Here is a 20330-nt window from a genome sequence, read left to right as displayed (position 1 = left end):
CCCTAAAAATATGAAAATATTTTCTTACTTATCGTTAAAGCTAACTAAAATAGCAGCTACTTTATTGTTAATCTCCTTAGTTGGATTAATGTCTTGTGCTACATTAGAACCTCAATACAACAATAAAAATAGTAATATGCTCTCACAAGAACGAATTAATGATTCGAAAATTGCCCATACGTACTATTTAGTTGGGAATCTTAGTCAAGCTGGAAATAGAGATGAACAGGAGCATTTGACAGCATTTAGAAATATTGTGAAGCAAGATGGTGATGAAAACTCTACTTTAGTATTGTTAGGGAATAATACTAAAGGTGGAATGCCTAGTTTGTCTTCAAAAAAGAGAATAGAAGCAGAAAGCAAAATAGGTTCTCTTATAGAGTTAATTAAAGAGAATAAAGGAGACGCGGTTTTTATTAATGGTGAGTCTGATTGGAGTAAAGGTTATGAAGGCATAAAGCGTTTAGGCGATTATTTAGTAGAAAAAACAGGAGATAAAAAAATAGTATTACCCCGAAAAATATGTGGTTTAGAAAGATATAAAGTAAATGACGAAACTGTTTTAATCGTTATTGATAGTCAATGGTATTTAGAGGATTGGGATGAACATTCAAATATCAATGAAGATTGTGATATTAAGACTAGAGAGGATTTTTTTGAAGAGGTTAGAGGAGAGATAAATAAGAACCAAAATAAGGTTGTTCTATTAGCTATGCATCATCCTGTGTATAGTAATGGTAATTATGGTGGAAAGTTTTCTACAAAGGATCACTTGTTTCCTTTAGGTAATAATGTGCCATTACCTGTGATAGGTAATATTTATACTTATACTCGTGCAATGGCAGGCTTTAATAGTCAAGATTTACAAAGCAAGAAATATAACGAATTAAATAAGCGTATTCGCACAACAGCTCAAATGTATAATAACGTAATTATTGTTTCAGCACATGAACATAATATGCAGTATATAGAAAGGGATGGAGTAAAGCAGATTATAAGTGGTGCAATGAGTAATCTATCACCAGCGCGTGCTATAGAGCAAGGTGACTTCTCAGCTGGAGTATATGGATATACAAAGGTTGAGGTAATGAAAGATAGAAGTACGAGATTAGTATTCTATGGATATAAAGAAGGAAAATATAAAGAGATTTATAATCAAGAAATATTAGGGGCTTTTGGAGATAACTATGCTTCTCTATCAGCTAATGAAGAAGTTAGTAGAGAAGATGTCAAAGCAAGTGTATATCCTACAGAATGGACAAAAAAGACAGGTTGGTATAAGTTCTTATGGGGGCAGCATTATAGAGATGTATATGGTACACCAATTACTGCATCTGTAGCTGATTTAACAACGTTAAAAGGAGGATTAACACCTACTATATCTGGAGGGGGTAACCAATCTATGTCGTTGAGGTTAGTAGATAAAGAAGGTAAAGAATATGTAATGCGTGGAGTGAGAAAGAGTGTGTCAAGATTCGTACAGACAGCAGTCTTTAAAGATCAGTACGTGATGAACTCTTTCGAGAATACTTGGGCAGAGCGCTTTATCTATGACTTCTATACTACTTCACATCCGTATACACCATTTATACTTGATGGCTTAGCGGATAAGATAGGGATGTATCACACTAATCCAGAGTTGTATTATGTGCCTAAACAGTCTGCTTTGGGACGTTTTAATGATAAGTATGGTGACGAATTATATATGATAGAAGAACGACCTTCATCGGGATATGAGGATGAAGCTAGCTTTGGGAACACTAAGGCAATAGTTAGTACAACTGATGTTATCGCAAAACTGCGTAAGGATGAGAAATATACTGTAGATCAACAAGCATATATGCGTGCTCGTATCTTTGATATGTTGATAGGGGATTGGGATAGGCACGGAGACCAATGGAGATGGTCGGAGTTTACAGAAGGAGATAAGATTGTATATAGACCTGTACCTAGAGATAGAGATCAAGCATTCGCTAAGATAGATGGAGCATTATTATCACTGATCAAGAAGCTTCCACCACTTAGACATATGCAGAATTATACAGAAGACTTTGCTAATCCACGTTGGATAAATAAAACTGCATTTCCATTAGATCAGTATTTGTTAAAAGAGACTTCTGAAGAAGACTGGTTAAGAGAGGCTAAGGATATTGTAGAGAAACTAGATGATGAGACTTTAGATGAAGCCTTTAATAAACTACCTAAAGAAGTGCAGACCAATGAAGTTGAAGACATCAAAAGAATATTTAAAGCAAGAAGAGGTAAGATAGAGCAATTCATACCAAAATATTATAAACAATTACGAGAGTATGTAATCTTGTCGGGGACTGATAAGAAAGACTTATTTAATATCGAGAGATTGGTAGGTGGCGATGTATTGTTAAAACAATATCGAGTTAAGAAAGATGGTGAAGTACTTGTGTTTGAAAAGGTTTACAAAGCTAGTGAAACAAAGGAGTTATGGGTTTATGGTTTGAATGACGAAGATACTTTTAAAGTGACAGGTGATGAGAAAGCTAAAATAAAAGTGAGATTAATAGGAGGTAAGAACCAAGATTCATTCTTGATTGATAATTCTTCTAAGGTTGTTGTTTATGATTATGCAGACAAGAAAAATGAAGTAGTTTCACAAAGTACTAGAACGACAACTATCTTGTCGAATAAGTATGACCTTAATAATTTTAACTATGAGAATGTTCCATTGAACATTAATATGTTATTACCTAATGTAGGGTATAATCCTGAGGACGGAGTCAAATTAGGTTTTTTATATAGTTCTACTCGCTCTAAGTTTTTGCAAGATCCTTATACCGCTAAGCATGTAATAAAAGGTTTTTATTCTTTTAATACAAAAGGATTTGAAGGAGAGTATAAAGGTTTTTTTCCTAATGCTACAGATAATTGGATGTTTACTATTGCCGGTAGAGCGACTAGCCCTAATTTCGCTGTGAATTACTATGGTCTAGGTAATGAAACTTATTATTTCGATGAAGAAAAAGGAGATGATTATAAGCGTGTTCGAGTAGAGAGTTATTCTGTAACACCAGGTTATAGATATGAAGGAAAGCAAGGTGGAAGCTTCGAGGCTAACGTAGAATATAATGCTTTAAAAGTACAAGATAAGAGTGGTCGTTTTATCACTGATAATCCTGAGTCTGTTAACACTAAAGTTTTTGACTTCCAACATTATGGAGGAGTCAAGTTAGAGTATAGCTATGAACAGTATAATTATCCAGCTAATCCGACTGTAGGTTTTGGGTTTAATTCGAAGTTAGGATGGAAGATGAATCTGAAAGAAACTGAGCAGAACTTCCCTTATTTAGATGTGAAAGCCAACTTTATACATAATATAGATAGAGCAGAGCACTTAGTATTTGCTACCAATTTTACGTATCAGACTAGATTAAATAATAACTATGACTTCTACCATGCAGCTGTGATAGGAGGTAATGCTAATCTGAGAGGATTTAGACCAGAGCGTTTTACAGGTAAGAGTTCTTTGGTGCAAACAACAGACTTGAGATATAATGCGGGTCAGTTTACAGCAGGATTTATCCCAATGAGCTATGGTTTTTATGGTGGTTTTGACTATGGTAGAGTATGGCAGCCAGGTGAGGTGTCTAATAAATGGCACAACTCTTATGGAGCAGGTTTATGGGTAAGTGCAATAGAACAAGCGACACTACACTGCTCATATTTTAGCAGTGCAGATGGAGGTCGCTTTGTATTTGGATTAGGGTTTGGGTTTTAATGTACTCAAATCCACTTTATATATTTTACCACCTTTTTTATCTTTTACTTCATCTGCCAGATAAACAGTGTTGTTGTCTCCGAAAGTAACAGATTCTTTTTGAGAAACATGATGTAGTTTGTGCTCTGTTATTTTTCCGTCCATAATAGCATTGGGGTTGAAGCCCTCTATTATCCATAATTTAGAGTGAGAGAGTAAGACAAAGGTCTTCTCATCAGGACTCATAGCAGCGCCTGTGATAGCACAGTGTTTATATATATTACATCCATTAAAGGTTTGTACATGTTCTGCTTGGTGATGTCCTGCTATGTTAGGTACTTTATACACTAAAGAAGTTCCATCAAAGCCTTTACTTCTGTTCTTAGTGAAGATATAGAAGTTATTATTGTATAAAATGAATGCTTCAGCATCATAGAATAATTCCGTGTCCTTAGGGGGAAAAGTCTCTTGTTCAGGATATTCGAATGTGATGATTTCTGCGACGTTTGCTTTGTCTTTTTGTAAGTCATCTTTGTTGATTTTGAGAATGCGCAGGTCTTTTCGTGTATTCTTATTGTTGCCAAAGTCACCGATGTATAGGTTACCTTCTTTATCTGCTGTTAATTCCTCCCAGTCTATATTCTTTTGGTCTTTTATTTTTAAAGTATGAGCTATTTTTCCATCAGTTTTAATCTGATATAGTTCGCTTTTATTACCGCTATCTTGTAATGCCCAGAAAGAACTAGATGTATTATCATAGTATAACCCAGAAACTTCCTTAAGGTTATTAGGTAGTATAATGTGGTCTTTAGTAACATCACTTTTTTGTCCACAACTAGCTAATGTAGTTAATGCGACTATTGAAATTGTCAGTAGTGATTTCATAGTTTAAAATTTTAAAATATAAAGTTACTAAAAGTGGCTATAAAAAACATATAATCTACTTTGAATTGTAAACACAACTTGATATAAAGCTCTTTTCTTTTAATAAGAGGCACTCTAATGCACAAAAAAATAAGTGAAAATTGAAAGATTAAAGTATATTTGCAAAATATAGGCTTATTATCTTTTAATTAGAAGAGAATAAAAGTCTTATAATAGAGGTTACACGATTATTGAATGTCATTTCAATGCTTCTAATGGGCGTGTGCACGTAATTATAACTTTGATTTAACGAAGATGAAGAACATTAGAAACTTTTGTATTATTGCTCATATTGACCACGGTAAAAGTACTTTAGCGGATAGATTACTAGATGCTACACAGACTGTTACAGCACGTGAACAACAAGCTCAACTTTTAGACAGTATGGATTTAGAGCGCGAGAGAGGGATTACTATTAAATCTCACGCAATCCAAATGGAATATACATATAAAGGTGAGCAATATATACTTAACTTAATCGATACCCCAGGACACGTAGACTTTTCTTATGAAGTTTCTAGGTCTATTGCAGCGTGTGAAGGTGCGTTATTGATCGTAGATGCAGCTCAGAGCATCCAAGCGCAGACTATTTCTAACCTATACTTAGCGTTAGAGAATGACTTGACGATAATCCCTGTTTTAAATAAGATTGACTTACCTAGTGCTAATCCAGAAGAAGTAAGCGATGATATCGTTGACTTATTAGGGTGTGATTACGAGGAGATTATTCCTGCATCAGGAAAAACAGGATTAGGAGTAGAAGAAATATTAGCTGCTATTATAGAGAGAGTGCCAGCTCCTAAAGGAGATCCAGAAGAGCCTTTGCAAGCACTTATATTTGACTCTGTATATAATCCTTTCCGTGGTATTGAAGTTATCTTCCGTGTTATTAATGGTTCGATTAAAAAAGGACAGAAGATTAAGTTTATGGCGACGAATAAGGAGTACTTCGCAGATGAAATCGGTACACTTAAATTGAATCAGGTTCCAAAACAAGAGATAAAAACAGGAGATGTAGGTTACTTAATCTCTGGTATTAAAGAAGCAAAAGAAGTAAAAGTTGGTGATACCGTAACTGACGCTAAGGTACCTACTCAAAACATGATTTCTGGTTTTGAGAACGTAAAGCCTATGGTATTTGCAGGTATCTATCCTGTAGATACAGAAGATTATGAAGAGTTGCGTAATTCAATGGAGAAACTTCAACTTAATGATGCTTCATTAGTATTCGCTGCAGAGAGTTCTGCTGCATTAGGGTTTGGTTTCCGTTGTGGTTTCTTGGGAATGTTACACATGGAGATTATCCAAGAGCGTTTAGAACGTGAGTTTAATATGACTGTTATTACTACTGTACCTAACGTGTCGTACTTAGCTTATACTAAGAAAGAACCAGAGAAGGGTATTATCGTTAACAATCCATCAGATTTACCTGAGCCTTCTAAATTAGAAAGAGTAGAAGAACCATATATTAAAGCAACAATCATTACTAAAGCTGACTTTGTTGGACAAGTAATGAGTTTATGTATTGATAAGCGTGGTATTATAACTAACCAAACATACCTTACAGAGAGTAGAGTAGAGTTGACATTTGATATGCCACTAGCAGAGATTGTTTTCGACTTCTATGATAGACTAAAAACAGTATCGAAAGGATATGCTTCTTTTGATTATTCTCCTATCGGAATGCGTACTTCTAATCTTGTTAGAGTCGATGTAATGCTTAATGCTAACGTAGTAGATGCACTTTCTGCATTAATGCACGCAGATAACGCTTATCATATCGGTAAGAAGATGTGTGAGAAATTAAAAGAACTTATCCCACGTCAGCAATTTGATATTCCTATTCAGGCAGCTATTGGAGTGAAAGTAATCGCTCGTGAGACTGTAAAAGCATTGCGTAAAGACGTAACAGCTAAATGTTATGGAGGGGATATTTCTCGTAAACGTAAATTACTTGAGAAACAAAAAGCAGGTAAGAAGCGTATGCGTCAAGTAGGAAACGTAGAGATTCCACAAGAAGCATTTATGGCTGTATTAAAGTTGAATGATTAAGCACAGCTTTTAAAATATTTAATGAAAAGACTATCAATTCTGATAGTCTTTTTTTTTGAAACAAAAACTAATACAAAAAACTAGATGAGAAAAGGCTTATTATTAATAGCTACACTTGCATTAATTGGTTGCAAGAATACCAAAGAAGAAGAAAAGTCTACAATAGAATCGATCACTAATGTACAAGAAGTGGTAGAGGAAACACAAGAGAAGGTGGCTGTAACACAATTTGATAAGGAAGAAAATATTTTTCTAGATATACTTGTTCCTAACTATTATTTTAAGGAATTTCATCAGTCTGATTTCGATAAGGTTAATGATAAATGGCTTGCGTTTGAAGAAAAGAAAGGATTGTACCAAGTATTAAAGGCCGACTACGCGATTAGTGAACAAACTAATGAGTGTACAGAAAGTCAGCAGATAGGTATATTTTCAACTGGATCAATAGAGCCTATCTTTTTCTTAGGACCTAATAAAATGATAAAAAAGGGAACTAAAACTGCTGTAAATATTAAAGAACAACCTTTATGGCCTGATATGCCACAAGAATATCTGTTTAATGGGAAACAGTATATTTTAAGGGCAGAAGGCAAACAAGTAGATTCATATCAGTATACTGATGATAATGGAAAAGTAAAGAAGTATAGAAAGTATGAAGACTATAAGTTATATCTAGTTGTTAATGGAGAGGCAGAACAGTTAGTTCTTGATATACCTAGCTTTAATGAGACTTTTATCAAGGTATTATTTGTTGGCGATCTAGATGATGATGGTAACTTAGACTTTGTATTTGATACATCGGCTGAGTATGAAATTCAATCAGTAGAAGTGTATTTATCTAAAGGAGCTCAACACTTTATTTATTTGGCTGGAATAACATCTGTTGATTTTAGTTGTTAATAAAATTGATATTTAAGTGTGTAAAAGAAACGCCCATTGAGACTCAATGGGCGTTTCTAGCTTATGTATTAAAATATTAGATTACTTCTTAGTAAAATCACCTGTATAAACAGTAGTAAATTTAGTTGGCTGTAAATATTTTTTAGCAGCGTCATTTACTTGTTTAATTGTTACTTTTTCTATTTCTCCATTTAGTTTATCATGGTCTGTGAATGGTATATCAAATAATAATAATGAATTAGATAATCCTATTAGATAACCATCAGAACCTAGATTAGTTTGTCTAGCATTTTTCCAAGAAGTTTTATTAGCTACTAATTCTTCTTCAGTTATACCTGAGGTAATCAGTCTATTAAACTCTTCATTGATAGCTTTTTCTACTTCTGCACGCTTTGTAGGGTTTAGGAAAGCATAAATCATCCAAGCAGAATCTTCTCTTTTAGGATCATTAGGAACACTTAGTGAAGAACCTGCACCATAGCTAATACCTTCTTTTTCACGTAATCGCTGAGGAATACGTGCAGTCATAAAACCACCTCCCATTACTTCATTTGCAAATACTAGAGCAGCATAATCAGGATTAGTTTTATTCATTTTGAATCCTACTTTACCTACTGCAACAGCATTCTCTTTGTCAGGAGTTTCAAACGTTTGTTTGTCTTGTTTTGTTTCTACATAATTAGGAAGCGCTTTTTCGTATTTTACAGTACTATTGAAGTTGCTGAAAGTAGTTTCAAATAACTTGTTTACAGCTTCTTTATTATTCATTCCAATTACTGTAGCTATCCCATTGTTTGCACCAAAGAATGCTTTGTAAAACTCTTTTATTGCGTTAACTGTTACATTTTTATATCCAGCGATATCTTCTTGTGGAGTAGATGTGTAGAAGATACTTCCTTTCTCCTCTTTAGATGTTAATTGAGATATTTTAGTAAAAGCTATAGTCTGCGGATCACTCAGTTGAGCTTCTATTCCTGTTATAGTCTCTAACTTAAGTTTATCCAATTCTGTTTCTGGAAATATAGGATTAGATAAAATATCTTTTAAGATGGTCATTGTTTCATCTATACTGTTTCTATATGACGACACACTAATGAAAATATTTTGACCTCCAAAGCGAATATTAACAGAAGACTTCAGTTGATCTAATTTATCTTTGATCTGTTGTTTAGTCATTGTTTTAGTTCCTGCTGTTAACAAGTCAGCAGTGAATTCTCCGATGTATTGTTTGTTCAATAGGTCTTTCTGATTACCTACTGGTAGTGTCATACTAATGATAACTTTTTCACCTTTGATATCTTTATCTATGATACCATATTTCAAACCATTCTTAAGTTTACCAGTAGAATAATTTTTTTCTAAGTTAGAAATAGTTGCCTCAAATGGTCTTAACTCTCCTGAAGATTCTTTTCCTTTATAGTTTTCAACTAAAGATTTGATATCTTTATTTTGAATCTCATTTGCTTTAACTCTCACTTCATCTTTTGAAGGAATGAATAAACCGACTGTACGATTATTATCTTTAAAGTATTTTTTAGCAACTCTATTGATATCTTCTAGTTTTAAGTTCTCTATATTATCTCTATATAGATTAGCCAAGCGGTAATCACCAGCTCCTATTATCTCTGTTAGATTAATTGTATAACCGATTGTGTTATTCTTAATATTTTCTAAGCCTTTAAGAATATTAGTTTTAGCTCTGTCTAGATCCTCTTGTGTATAGTTGATATTACTTATTTTAGCTAAAGCTGTTTTTACATCTTTAAGCGTTGTTTCTAGATTTTTATCATTGGGAACGTCAAAGTTAAATAAAACAAAGCCTGCATCTCTAACAGTTGGATTAAACGCCCAAAGACTCGACACTTTCTTTGTCTCTACTAATTCTTTGTATAAATATCCTGATGGGTCATTGTTTAAGATTGACTCTAAAGCGCTTAATGCCGCATAGTCTTTATCTGCAAAAGAGGCTGCGTGATATAAAATATTGATGTGTTGAGAATCACCAGCACGTCTAACTTCTACATACTTTTCTCCATCTTGTGCAGGCTCTACAGTGAAGATCTCATCTAATACACGTTTAGGTTTAGGAATAACAGAAAAATAGTCTTCAACATATTTTAAAGCTTTAGCTTCGTCAAACTTACCAGAGATAACTAGCGTAGCATTATCAGGTTGATAATACTTTTCATAGAAACGTCTTAATTGAGGTGTTTTTACACGTTCGATGTCTTCTTTAGATCCGATAGTACTTAATCCATAGTTATGCCATAAGTAGGCTGTATTAATAGTTCTTTCCATTAATACTCTAGTGGGATTATTTTCTCCTATCTCAAACTCATTTCTCACTACAGAAAATTCCTTGTCTAAATCTTCTTGTAAGATAGTGGCATTAATCATACGATCTGCCTCCATCTCTAAAGCCCATGATAGGTTTTCGTCACTAGCCGCAAATACTTCATAGTAGTTTGTTCTATCATACCATGTTGTTCCTTGTGCGTTACCTCCTTTATCAGATAACATCTTTTTGATATCACCTAGTTTAGTAGTACTCTTAAATAGCATGTGTTCTAACAAGTGAGCCATTCCTTTTTCACCATAACCCTCATGTTTTGAACCTACATTGTAAACAATATTTACGATGACATTGTTCTGTGTTGCATCAGGTAGTAAAAGTACTTTTAATCCATTTGATAATTTGTATTCTTTAATATCTTCAACAGAAGTTACAAAGGTTGGTTTTTCCTTCTGTTGGGCATAGGCGTAATCTGCAGCACTTATGGTCAATGCAAACATAAGTGTGTATACTATTTTTTTCATAAATCAGTAATTAAGGTTAATTGTTATAAATATATAATATAAATTCTAATAAATTGATAGTCTGATAAATAGTGGGCGTTAAATATTTGAATGCTATTGTAAAAAATAAGGCTACTCTAGATAGAGTAGCCTTATTTTAATAATTATGTTTATACTGATCTATATGACCTAGTAAGGTCTGTTTATCCATATATCCAGATTGTTTCCACAGAAGTTTACCTTTTCTAAAAAGCATTAGTGTAGGTACACCTCTCATCTGGTATTGTGTGCTGTACTGTGTGGTAAGAGCAGTATTTTTATCTACATCTATTTTGATAATAGAGATATCATCCTGTAACTCTTTTTTTACTTCCTCTAGCACAGGAGCTAGCATCTGACATGGTCCACACCATGTAGCGAAGAAATCAACTAAAGTTAACTGATCTCTATCGATTAACTCTTGAAAATTACTCATTGTATTATTGTTTAGTTGTTGGACAGGTTGCTGTACAGCTAGCTCCTTCTTGTAATGGGATAGATGTGTTCTTGATAGCGCCAAAACCTCCGATTACATCGATCATATTGTGGTATCCTCTAGCTTTTAGAATAGAAGACGCGATTAATGAACGGTACCCTCCTGCACAGTGGATAAAGAATTTACCTTCTGTTGGGAAGTCGGTGATATTATCATTGATATAATCTAATGGAGAATGTGTCAAGTTTTTATAGTTAATATGAGCAGAATTATATTCTCCTGGTTTACGCACATCTACTACCTTGATATCTTCATTTGCTATTTTATCTGCTAATTCTTCTGCTGTTACCTGTTGTACAGTATCGTATTCAAATCCTTCTGTTTTCCAAGTAGAGAATCCTCCTTTTAGATACCCTAGCGTATTGTCATATCCTACACGAGATAGACGGATGACAGCTTCTTCTTCACGCCCTTCAGGAGTGATTAATAAGATAGGCTGTTTAATATCTGTGATTAATGCACCTACCCATGGAGCGAACTGCCCATCTAATCCGATAAAGATAGCACCTGGTATATGTCCACTAGCGAAGTCTGAAGCAGAACGTACATCTAATAATAATGCACCAAACTCTTCAGCTACGGCTTGAAACTCTTTTGGTGTAAGGGCTTTATTGTTGTTGATGATTGTCTCTACATTCTCATATCCTTCTTTATTTAACTTCACATTTAGTGGGAAGTATGCAGGAGGTGGTAGTAGACCATCTGTTACTTCTTTTACAAACTCTGCTTCTGTCATGTCAGCACGTAGCGCATAGTTCGTTTGTTTTTGATCTCCTAGAGTACCAACTGTTTCTTTGCTTAAGTTCTTTCCACAAGCAGATCCAGCACCATGTGCAGGATATACGATAACGTCATCTGCTAACGGCATAATCTTCGTGCGTAAACTATTGTATAACGTAGCAGCTAATTGCTCTTGAGTCAAGTCAGCCGCTTTCTGAGCTAAGTCAGGACGACCTACATCACCTAAGAATAACGTATCTCCACTGAAGATAGCGTGATCTTTTCCACTCTCATCTTTTAGTAAGTACGTAGTACTCTCCATTGTATGCCCAGGAGTGTGTAGTGCTGTGATCGTGATATTTCCTATTTTAAACACCTCTTCATCTGTAGCGATATGTGCCTTAAATGTTGGGTTAGCATTTGGTCCATATACGATAGGAGCATTCGTTTTCTCAGCTAATGTAACGTGTCCACTCACGAAGTCTGCGTGGAAGTGTGTTTCGAAGATATATTTTATAGTTGCATTATCTTTAGCAGCTCTGTCTAAGTAAGGCTGTACCTCTCTTAGTGGATCGATGATAGCAACTTCTCCGTTGCTCTCTATATAGTAAGCTCCTTGAGCTAAACATCCTGTATAAATTTGTTCTATTTTCATATTGTAGTTTATTTCTTTGTTTGAAGTAAAAGTAAGAAGATGTTTTTGAAATGAAAGTAACTTAGGTTACAAACTATAAAAACACTTCCTTAATTAGGATATAAATAGCCATGATCAGTACGAAATAACCATAGCTCTTTTTTAAATTTTTGTCAGGGACGTACTTTGTTAAATAGATCCCGATGAAGATTCCTATTATAGATATTCCACTAAAAGTAAGTAGCATCGCCCAGTCCATAGTGGTATGACCTAGATCTCCTAAAAAACCTATTAACGACTGTATAGCGATGATGCATAATGAGGTGCCGACGGCTTGTCTCATAGGCATCTTAGCAAATAAGACTAAGGCAGGTATGATTAAGAATCCACCTCCAGCTCCTACTGTACCAGCTAGTAGTCCGATAAGGATACCTTGTAAGACTAGCCCTGATAAGGCAGGTTTGTTATCTTGTACTTCTATCCCTTTTCGAGGTCTGATCATTTTAGTAGCAGAAGTGAACATCACCAAAGCAAATAAGATCATCAATGCTATATTCTTATCTATATTCCAACTACCAATAGATATTACATCTGGTACGAGTGGTAGTAAGTAGGCTCTCGTGATATATACTGTAATGACAGACGGTATCCCGAAGAGCAATACTGTTTTTAGATCTACTTTTTTGTCTATATAGTTTTTTACCCCACCTACTAGGGAAGTAGATCCTACTATGAATAGTGAGTATGCTGTAGCTACGAATGGTTCTACCTTCATGATATACACGAGGATAGGTACGGTGAGTATAGACCCACCACTACCGATAAGGCCTAGTGATATTCCGATAAGTAAGGCTAGAGCATAACCTATTAATCCTGTATAATCCATATCTGTACTTAAGGCTTAAGTAGCTCGATGTATTTTCTATTGAGCTGTATAATACCTTCGTTTTCTAAAGTTTTTAGTATTCTAGAGATCACTACTCTAGAAGTGTTTAGTTCATCAGCTAATTCTTGATGTGTATTGTTGATAAAGCGGCTATTGTATATTTTCGCTTTACTTCTTAGTAAGTTACATAGACGTTCTTCCATATTCATAAAGGCAAGACTATCGATAGCAGTCAGCATTTCGTTCATACGGTTGTTATAACTGTTGAGTACGAAGTTTCGCCAGCTCTTATATTTTACCAGCCATTCATCCATTTTTCCTACAGGAACTAAGACTACACTACCATTGCGTTCAGCTATAGAGCGTACTTGACTTTTAGTCTCGCCTAAACAGCAGGTCAGTGTCATCGCACAAGTATCTCCTTCTTCTATATAGTATAATACTATTTCTCCTTCTCGCTGATCTTCTCGTATGATTTTTATAGCTCCTTCTAATAGCAAGGGAATTTTTTTTATATATTCTCCTATCTCCATTAGTTTTTCCCCTTCTTTAAAGTCTTTTATCGTTGATACTTCTATGATTTCGTCTAATAGTTTTTCCTCAAAGATAGGACTGTACTTATTTCTGATAATATGCTCCATAAAAGAATAAACAAATGATTATTAGCTGTGATTTACTTTATTGAAGCCAATATATTAAAAGTATTGTAAACTAAGGAAGAAATCTTGTATTAATGAGGAAGCCATTTTCTAATCAACCCATAGAACCAAGTTCCTAATAATGCTCCGATAATCGCAATCAGAATAGGTAAAAAGCCTGCTCCAAATAAGGCAAACATAGGCCCTGGGCAAGCTCCTCCTAATGCCCATCCTAATCCGAAAAAGACACCTCCTATTAGGTAGCGTGGTACACTCTTCTCTTTTGGGGTGAACTCTATCGGGTTACCAGAGAAATCTTTAATGTTTTTTTTCTTGATAATATAGGTCGCGACAACAGCGATAGTTAACGCAGTTCCCATAATACCGTACATGTGGAAACTGTCGAATTGGAACATTTCATATATTCTGAACCACGATGCAGCTCCAGATTTAAACATTCCTATCCCGAAAAGCATTCCGACTAATAAATAGGCTAATTTTTTCATTGTATCTTATTGATATAGATATTGTTAATCATTTGTATTAGAAAATAAGAGGGAACAGTAGGTGTACCATAATTAACCCTCCTATAAAGAAACCAATTACTGCTATTAAGGAAGGTAACTGTAGATTACTCAGTCCACTGATCGCATGTCCTGAAGTACATCCTCCTGCATATCGAGAACCAAAGCCTACGAAGAACCCTGCTAATAATAGGAACCCGATAGACTTAATAGAACCAAAGACTTCATTAGAGAATAGTTCTGTCGGTATATATGCTTTGCCAGCACTTTCTATACCTAGTGCATGGAGCTTCTCTATCGTCTGTTCGCCTAGAGGTATAGCTGCAGGCTCAACACTCAAGAAGTGGTATGCGATGAATCCTCCTAGGATGGTACCTACTAAGAAGAGTAAGTTCCAGGTCTGAGCCTTCCAGTTAAAGCAGAAGAAATCACAACTCTTCCCTGCTCCCATCATAGAGCACATGGCGCGTAGATTAGAGGAGAATCCAAAAGATTTACCCATTAATAAAAGCAATATAAGTGTAGTAGCGATGAATAATCCTCCTACATACCAAGGCCATGGGCCATATATCCATTCCATAACATTTAATTTAGTAAGACAAAGTTCTCGATTAAAATTGAGAAGAAATGTAACCTAGGATACACAGAACTTCTTTTTTGTGTTTATGCTATATATAATGTAGGATAAAGTTAGGTTGGATGAGAAGTAAGGATTAATGTTGTTTCACATTGAGATAAGAGGAGAATACTACGTGTATAAAAGGAGTATTGTTGGACAAAAGTACTTCTACTTCCACCATTCTAGGTGTATTGTTTTGATAACTAATTCATTATGTATTTTTGAGTGATAAAAAAAGTAATTTCTTTTTTTAGTTAAATTGTTCTAATAGATAGTTTTTGGGGTAATTTTTCAAAAAAAGTAGACATTGAAAGTGAATTTAGGGTATAAATAAGAACTTATTTATGCTGAAAACGAAAAAAAGTAATTTCTTTTTTTGAAAGGATAGATTTAGATCTGAATAGAATTTTAAAGAGGATGGAAGGAAAAGTTTGTGAGAGTTTATTAGTCGATATGAGTGGTTTTTAGTAGTTTTATAGAACTTAAAAAATAGAACCCAAAACTTAAAAATAGATATACTTATGAAAAATACAAAGCACAACGTTGTATTTCAATTAAACACAGACAACATTAACGAACAGAATGCACTAATGACTTATGTAACTAATGTTAGAAATCACTGGAAAGAGGATGTAACTATACAAGTAGTCGTGCATGGGCCTGGTATCGGAATGCTTAGAAAAAGTAAGACGATGGTAGGAGAGCCTCTAAAGGCAGTGATGCAAAAAGGAATACAATTCTTTGCGTGTGAGAATACAATTAATGCTCGTAAAATAGAGAAATCAGATATTATCGAGAATGTTGGATTCGTTGCCTCAGGATTAGTTTATATCATCGAAAAACAAGAAGAAGGTTGGTCTTACATAAAATGTAATTTTTAAGATTTTATATAGATAGAGAGTGGTATGACTATCTTTACCTTTGTGTATCAAATAAGGCAAAATAATGAAATTTAATACGGATGCGTTCTGTTCATTCATTGGAGCAGATATTATAGGAAACAGTAAGAGTGAATATGTAGATATTTCGAATATATCCGTAGATAGTAGGTCATTACAAAATGATCAGCACACTTTATTTTTTGCATTAAAAGGAGGTAATCATGATGGACATGATTATATCGAAGAATTGGTAAATAAAGGAGTCAGATATATCGTCATCTCTGACCAGACTAAGGTACGTCCTATAGAAGGGGTACTTTTCTTTAAAGTAAATAATACATTAACTGCACTTCAGGGTGCGGCTATTTTTCATAGAGATCGTTTTGATTTTCCAGTTATCGGAATTACAGGTAGTAAAGGAAAGACTGTCGTAAAAGAATGGCTAAACTTTCTCCTAAGTGAAGAGTATAAGATCATCAAGAGCCCTAAGAGCTATAATTCTCAGACGGGTGTTCCGCTATCTGTATTTGGGATAGAGGAGAAACACAACTTAGGTATCTTCGAGGTTGGAATTTCTACTGTGGGTGAAATGGAGAAACTTGCCAAGGTTGTCAAGCCAACCATTGGAGTTTTTACAGCACTTACAGAAGAGCATGGAGAAGGTTTTCGCTCATTAGTAGAAAAAGTGAGTGAGAAAGCTAAACTATTCCAGAATGCTGAGGTGATTATCTGTGAGCTGAATGAGTTGTTATTAGAATATTTTAGCCCTGTTACTTCTGTCTATACTTGGAGCTTGACAGATACGTCAGCGAATGTCTATGGACAGTTTCATTCATCTATTCTTACCGTATCTATTAATCAGAGAGATTCGTACTCAGTAGAACTTCCATTTACAGATGTTAGTTCTGTACGCAATATAATGACTTGTATCAGCACGATGTCGTATCTAGGATATGACTCGGAGAAGATCGTACAGCGTATCAAAGGACTATATCCTGTAGAACTGCGTATGCAGGTAAAGAACGGTGTGAATAACTGTACGATAATAGATGATGCGTATAATGCAGACTACCAATCTCTATCTATCGCTCTTGACTTTCTAGAGAAGCATAAGGTAAGTACATCTAAAACTGTGATATTATCCGATATGTTTAAAAGTGGATATGAGGAGGGAGAGATATATGGTCAATTAAAAGTACTGTTGTCTACACACCAGATAACTCGTGTCATTGGTATTGGGGAACACATTAGTAAGTATCTAATCGGAATAATGAATACTTATCTATACAGAGATACTGAAGAGTTTTTACAGAAAGTATCGGCAGATGATTTTAGCGATGAGAATATTTTGGTCAAAGGAGCTAGAGGATTCCGTTTTGATAGAATCGTCACGATGCTAGAGAAGAAAACACATGAGACTGTATTAGAAGTTAATCTTACTGCGATGTGTCACAATCTTAACTTCTACCGTTCAAAGTTAAAGCCAGAGACTAAAGTGATGGTCATGGTGAAGGCATTCGGCTACGGTAATGGCAGCTATGAGGTAGCTAAATTATTAGCTCACGAGAAGGTAGATTATCTAGGAGTAGCTTTTGCAGATGAAGGAATAGAATTGCGCAAAGCAGGTGTGAATACTAAGATTATCGTGATGAACCCTGAGATCAATGCTTTCTCTGCGATGATAGCGTATGATTTAGAGCCTGAGGTGTATTCTGTACGTGAGCTTAATGCATTCTTAAAAGTAGCTAGAGAACGCAACTGTTATGAATATCCTATCCATATCAAGCTAGATACAGGCATGCATAGACATGGCTTCTTGACAGAGGATCTGGATGAATTAATAGAAGTGCTTAGACATACTAATGTAGTCGAAGTCAAATCTATATTCTCACATTTATCATCAAGTGATATGCCTGAATATACAGACTTTACACTCGGACAGATAGAGATGTTTACACATAACTCAGATAAATTAATACATGTATTAGGTATTAATCCAATACGTCATATTCTGAATACATCAGGAATTTTTAACTTTTCAGAGTATCAATTTGATATGGTTCGATTGGGAATAGGATTGTATGGAGTCGGTAATGATAGAGAAGAAATGCAACAATTGACTAATGTTAGCACGCTTAAAACTCGCATTATGCAAATCAAAGAAATCAAAGAAAAAGACAGTGTAGGATACGGTCGAAGATTTCGAGCTGAGGGAAAAACGCGTATTGCAACTGTGCCAATAGGATATGCCGATGGAGTACATCGCTCGTGGGGGCCTGTGGGCTATGTACTAGTAAATGGGCAAAAAGCTGAGATTACTGGATCTATATGTATGGATATGTTAATGATTAATGTAACAAATATAAATTGTCAAGAAAATGACGAAGTCGTTATTTTTGGTAAAGACCTGCCTGTCACTATTATAGCTGATGAAATAAAAACAATACCATATGAGATTTTAACAAGTATTGCACTTCGCGTTAAAAGAATTTTTTTTGTAGAGTAAAAAAGTTATATTTTTAACACTTCAAAACTTAAACAATAAAGGCTATGGGATTTGTAAAAGAATTTAAAGAATTCGCTGTCAAAGGTAATGTAATGGACTTGGCAGTTGGGGTTATCATTGGAGGAGCATTTGGTAAGATCGTGACTAGTGTAGTTAACGATGTTATTATGCCTATCGTATCAGCTATTATTGGTACACCAGACTTCTCTAATATGTATTTAGTGTTAAAAGGTGATGCACCTGATGGAGCACCATTAGCAGCTGCAAGAGGAATCGACGGAAACGTTGTGTTTGCGTATGGTAATTTCATTACAGAAATTATTAACTTCACTTTATTAGCATTATGTGTATTCCTATTAGTTAAAGGAATTAATACAATGAAGAAAAAAGAAGCAGCAGCAGAGGAAGTGCCAGCGGGACCACCAGCTCCAACACAAGAAGATCTTTTGGCTGAAATTAGAGATTTGTTAAAAAAACAATAATATCTTAGTTATTTGACGATTGATTTCGTTTTAATAAAATAAAAAGACATACGTTTAGTATGTCTTTTTTTATTTGATGTATCTTTGTATACATTAATTAGTAGTTAAGTTATGCCTTTAATAAAAGAGTTAAGAGAGGATAGATGTAAAGTATTAATCTGGAAAGTAGAAGAAAATATAGAGATACTTAAACAGGGGATAAAATTACGTGAAGCGACGCAGCAACGTTTAGATAAGATGAAATCTGAGGTTCATCAAAAAGGATTTTTGGCGGTACGACATTTATTAGCATGGGCTGGTTATAGTGATTTAGATTTAAGATATGACGAGAATGGAAAACCGTCATTAATGGATGGAAGTTTTATTTCAATCTCCCATTCATTTGAATATGCTTCTATAGTTATTAGCAATGAAAATGTAGGTATTGATGTAGAGAAGAAACGCGAAAAAATTAAGCGAATTGCCAATAAGTTTTGCAATGTTGAAGAAATGAAATTAAGTGAAGAGGGTAACTGTGAGGTAGAGATATTGACTGAGATTTGGTGTGCTAAAGAAGCAATGTTTAAAATGTGTGAATCACGTAGTATGAGTTTTAAGGAGGATATGAGTGTCATGCTAGATAAGAATCAATGTGTTGTTGATAATGGAGTTTTTAAACAAATATTCGAATATAAATTAGCTGATTTAGGGGATTTTGTATTAGTTTATGCGTTAGAGGCGAAATCATAGTGTAGATTATAATTATTAATTAGTATTTTTGAAAAAATAAAATAACGATATGGAAAGTAATTTTAATAAAATAGAGTATGCGGTGCCAGTAGCACAGGAGTCTGAGATAGTCAGAGCACAGTTTTATAAGAAGACTTATGCTACTTTAGCAATGGGAGTATTGGCATTCATAGTATTGGAGACAATTATGCTTAATACGCCTTTTGTTGTGGAAGGAATGTTTAAGATTATGGGAATGGGAAAATTCTCATGGTTGATTGTTTTAGGTGCATTTATGGGAATTACGTGGTATGCTCAGAAGTTAGCGGATAACACTACTAATAAAACACAACAGTATGCTGGTTTCTTTCTATATACGTTGGCTGAAGCATTCATTTTTGTACCTATTCTTTATGTAGCGATATCAATGACTAATGATTTGACATTGATTTCTCAAGCAGGTATTATGACCTTAGCATTATTCGGTGGATTAACAGGAGTAGTTTTTAGTTCTAATGCGAACTTCTCTTTTATGAGATCAATATTAAGCATAGGATTTTTCTTAGCATTAGGAACGATTATTTGTGGGATGATCTTCGGATTTAACCTTGGATTATGGTTTTCTTTAGCTATGGTAGGATTAGCTTCAGGATCTATTTTATACTCTACATGGCAAATTAAAAATGAATATGCTGCTAATCAGCACGTACCAGCTGCATTATCATTATTTGCATCATTAATGCTTTTATTCTGGTATATTTTAAGAATAGTAATGAGTAGAAACAACTAATTAAA

Annotated in this window: 16 protein-coding genes; 8 read left to right on the top strand and 8 right to left on the bottom strand. The window is 34.5% G+C overall.

Translation table 11 applies throughout. The annotated features are described in order from the left end of the window. Window positions 1–10: 10 nt before the first annotated feature. Window positions 11–3751, top strand: a complete 3741-nt coding sequence (locus LNQ81_RS04125; RefSeq protein WP_229944909.1) for a BamA/TamA family outer membrane protein — start codon at window positions 11–13, stop codon at window positions 3749–3751. Here LNQ81_RS04125 and LNQ81_RS04120 read toward each other — a convergent pair. Beyond that, window positions 3734–4615, bottom strand: a complete 882-nt coding sequence (locus LNQ81_RS04120; RefSeq protein WP_229944908.1) for an esterase-like activity of phytase family protein — start codon at window positions 4613–4615, stop codon at window positions 3734–3736. The two genes, LNQ81_RS04125 and LNQ81_RS04120, sit on opposite strands and share 18 nt — an antisense overlap. Before the next feature lie 294 nt (window positions 4616–4909). Here LNQ81_RS04120 and lepA point away from each other — a divergent pair, with 294 nt between their 5' ends. Together lepA and LNQ81_RS04110 are read left to right on the top strand one after the other, a co-directional pair. Next, window positions 4910–6706, top strand: coding sequence for a translation elongation factor 4 (lepA, locus tag LNQ81_RS04115; RefSeq protein ID WP_229944907.1), 1797 nt, complete (start codon window positions 4910–4912; stop codon window positions 6704–6706). Between the two features lie 84 nt (window positions 6707–6790). Then, entirely contained in the window at window positions 6791–7606 is an 816-nt protein-coding gene (locus tag LNQ81_RS04110) for a hypothetical protein (protein WP_229944906.1), read from the top strand. Between the two features lie 81 nt (window positions 7607–7687). On the opposite strand, the gene LNQ81_RS04105 is transcribed toward LNQ81_RS04110, so the two are convergent. The 7 genes from LNQ81_RS04105 to LNQ81_RS04075 all read right to left on the bottom strand — a co-directional run bounded on the left by LNQ81_RS04105 (window position 7688) and on the right by LNQ81_RS04075 (window position 14919). After that, window positions 7688–10423 carry a M16 family metallopeptidase gene (locus tag LNQ81_RS04105; protein ID WP_229944905.1) on the bottom strand — a complete coding sequence of 912 codons (2736 nt, stop codon included), beginning with the start codon at window positions 10421–10423 and terminating at the stop codon, window positions 7688–7690. Between the two features lie 136 nt (window positions 10424–10559). Then, window positions 10560–10877, bottom strand: a complete 318-nt coding sequence (gene trxA / locus LNQ81_RS04100; RefSeq protein ID WP_006259770.1) for a thioredoxin — start codon at window positions 10875–10877, stop codon at window positions 10560–10562. Window positions 10878–10881: 4 nt separating this feature from the next. After that, window positions 10882–12312, bottom strand: coding sequence for an MBL fold metallo-hydrolase (locus tag LNQ81_RS04095; RefSeq protein ID WP_229944904.1), 1431 nt, complete (start codon window positions 12310–12312; stop codon window positions 10882–10884). 73 nt (window positions 12313–12385) lie between these two features. Continuing rightward, window positions 12386–13177: a sulfite exporter TauE/SafE family protein gene (locus LNQ81_RS04090; RefSeq protein ID WP_229944903.1), complete on the bottom strand. Its 792-nt coding sequence runs from the start codon at window positions 13175–13177 to the stop codon at window positions 12386–12388. A gap of 8 nt (window positions 13178–13185) precedes the next feature. Beyond that, the gene (locus LNQ81_RS04085; RefSeq protein ID WP_229944902.1) at window positions 13186–13818 is read right to left on the bottom strand and encodes a Crp/Fnr family transcriptional regulator; all 633 of its coding nucleotides are present in this window, start codon (window positions 13816–13818) and stop codon (window positions 13186–13188) included. Between the two features lie 89 nt (window positions 13819–13907). Then, entirely contained in the window at window positions 13908–14321 is a 414-nt protein-coding gene (locus tag LNQ81_RS04080) for a DUF6691 family protein (RefSeq protein ID WP_229944901.1), read from the bottom strand. 37 nt (window positions 14322–14358) lie between these two features. Further along, on the bottom strand, window positions 14359–14919 hold the full coding sequence (locus LNQ81_RS04075; RefSeq protein WP_229944900.1) for a YeeE/YedE family protein: 561 nt from the start codon (window positions 14917–14919) through the stop codon (window positions 14359–14361). 560 nt (window positions 14920–15479) lie between these two features. Between LNQ81_RS04075 and LNQ81_RS04070 the strand changes: the two genes are divergently transcribed. The 5 genes from LNQ81_RS04070 to LNQ81_RS04050 all read left to right on the top strand — a co-directional run bounded on the left by LNQ81_RS04070 (window position 15480) and on the right by LNQ81_RS04050 (window position 20325). After that, complete coding sequence (locus LNQ81_RS04070; RefSeq protein WP_229944899.1) at window positions 15480–15839, top strand: DsrE family protein; 360 nt, start codon at window positions 15480–15482, stop codon at window positions 15837–15839. Between the two features lie 64 nt (window positions 15840–15903). Continuing rightward, entirely contained in the window at window positions 15904–18345 is a 2442-nt protein-coding gene (locus LNQ81_RS04065) for a bifunctional UDP-N-acetylmuramoyl-tripeptide:D-alanyl-D-alanine ligase/alanine racemase (RefSeq protein WP_229944898.1), read from the top strand. A 44-nt stretch (window positions 18346–18389) separates the two neighbouring features. Further along, window positions 18390–18827 carry a large conductance mechanosensitive channel protein MscL gene (mscL, locus tag LNQ81_RS04060; protein WP_229944897.1) on the top strand — a complete coding sequence of 146 codons (438 nt, stop codon included), beginning with the start codon at window positions 18390–18392 and terminating at the stop codon, window positions 18825–18827. Window positions 18828–18938: 111 nt separating this feature from the next. Further along, on the top strand, window positions 18939–19556 hold the full coding sequence (locus LNQ81_RS04055) for a 4'-phosphopantetheinyl transferase family protein (protein WP_229944896.1): 618 nt from the start codon (window positions 18939–18941) through the stop codon (window positions 19554–19556). A 49-nt stretch (window positions 19557–19605) separates the two neighbouring features. Further along, window positions 19606–20325 carry a Bax inhibitor-1/YccA family protein gene (locus tag LNQ81_RS04050; protein ID WP_229944895.1) on the top strand — a complete coding sequence of 240 codons (720 nt, stop codon included), beginning with the start codon at window positions 19606–19608 and terminating at the stop codon, window positions 20323–20325. The last annotated feature ends 5 nt before the right edge of the window (window positions 20326–20330 follow it).

This window comes from Myroides oncorhynchi (assembly GCF_020905415.1).
Classification (GTDB): Bacteria; Bacteroidota; Bacteroidia; order Flavobacteriales; family Flavobacteriaceae; genus Flavobacterium; species Flavobacterium oncorhynchi_A.
The sequence above is the reverse complement of the archived record's forward strand: the minus strand, read 5'-3'. Positions and strand labels throughout refer to the sequence as shown.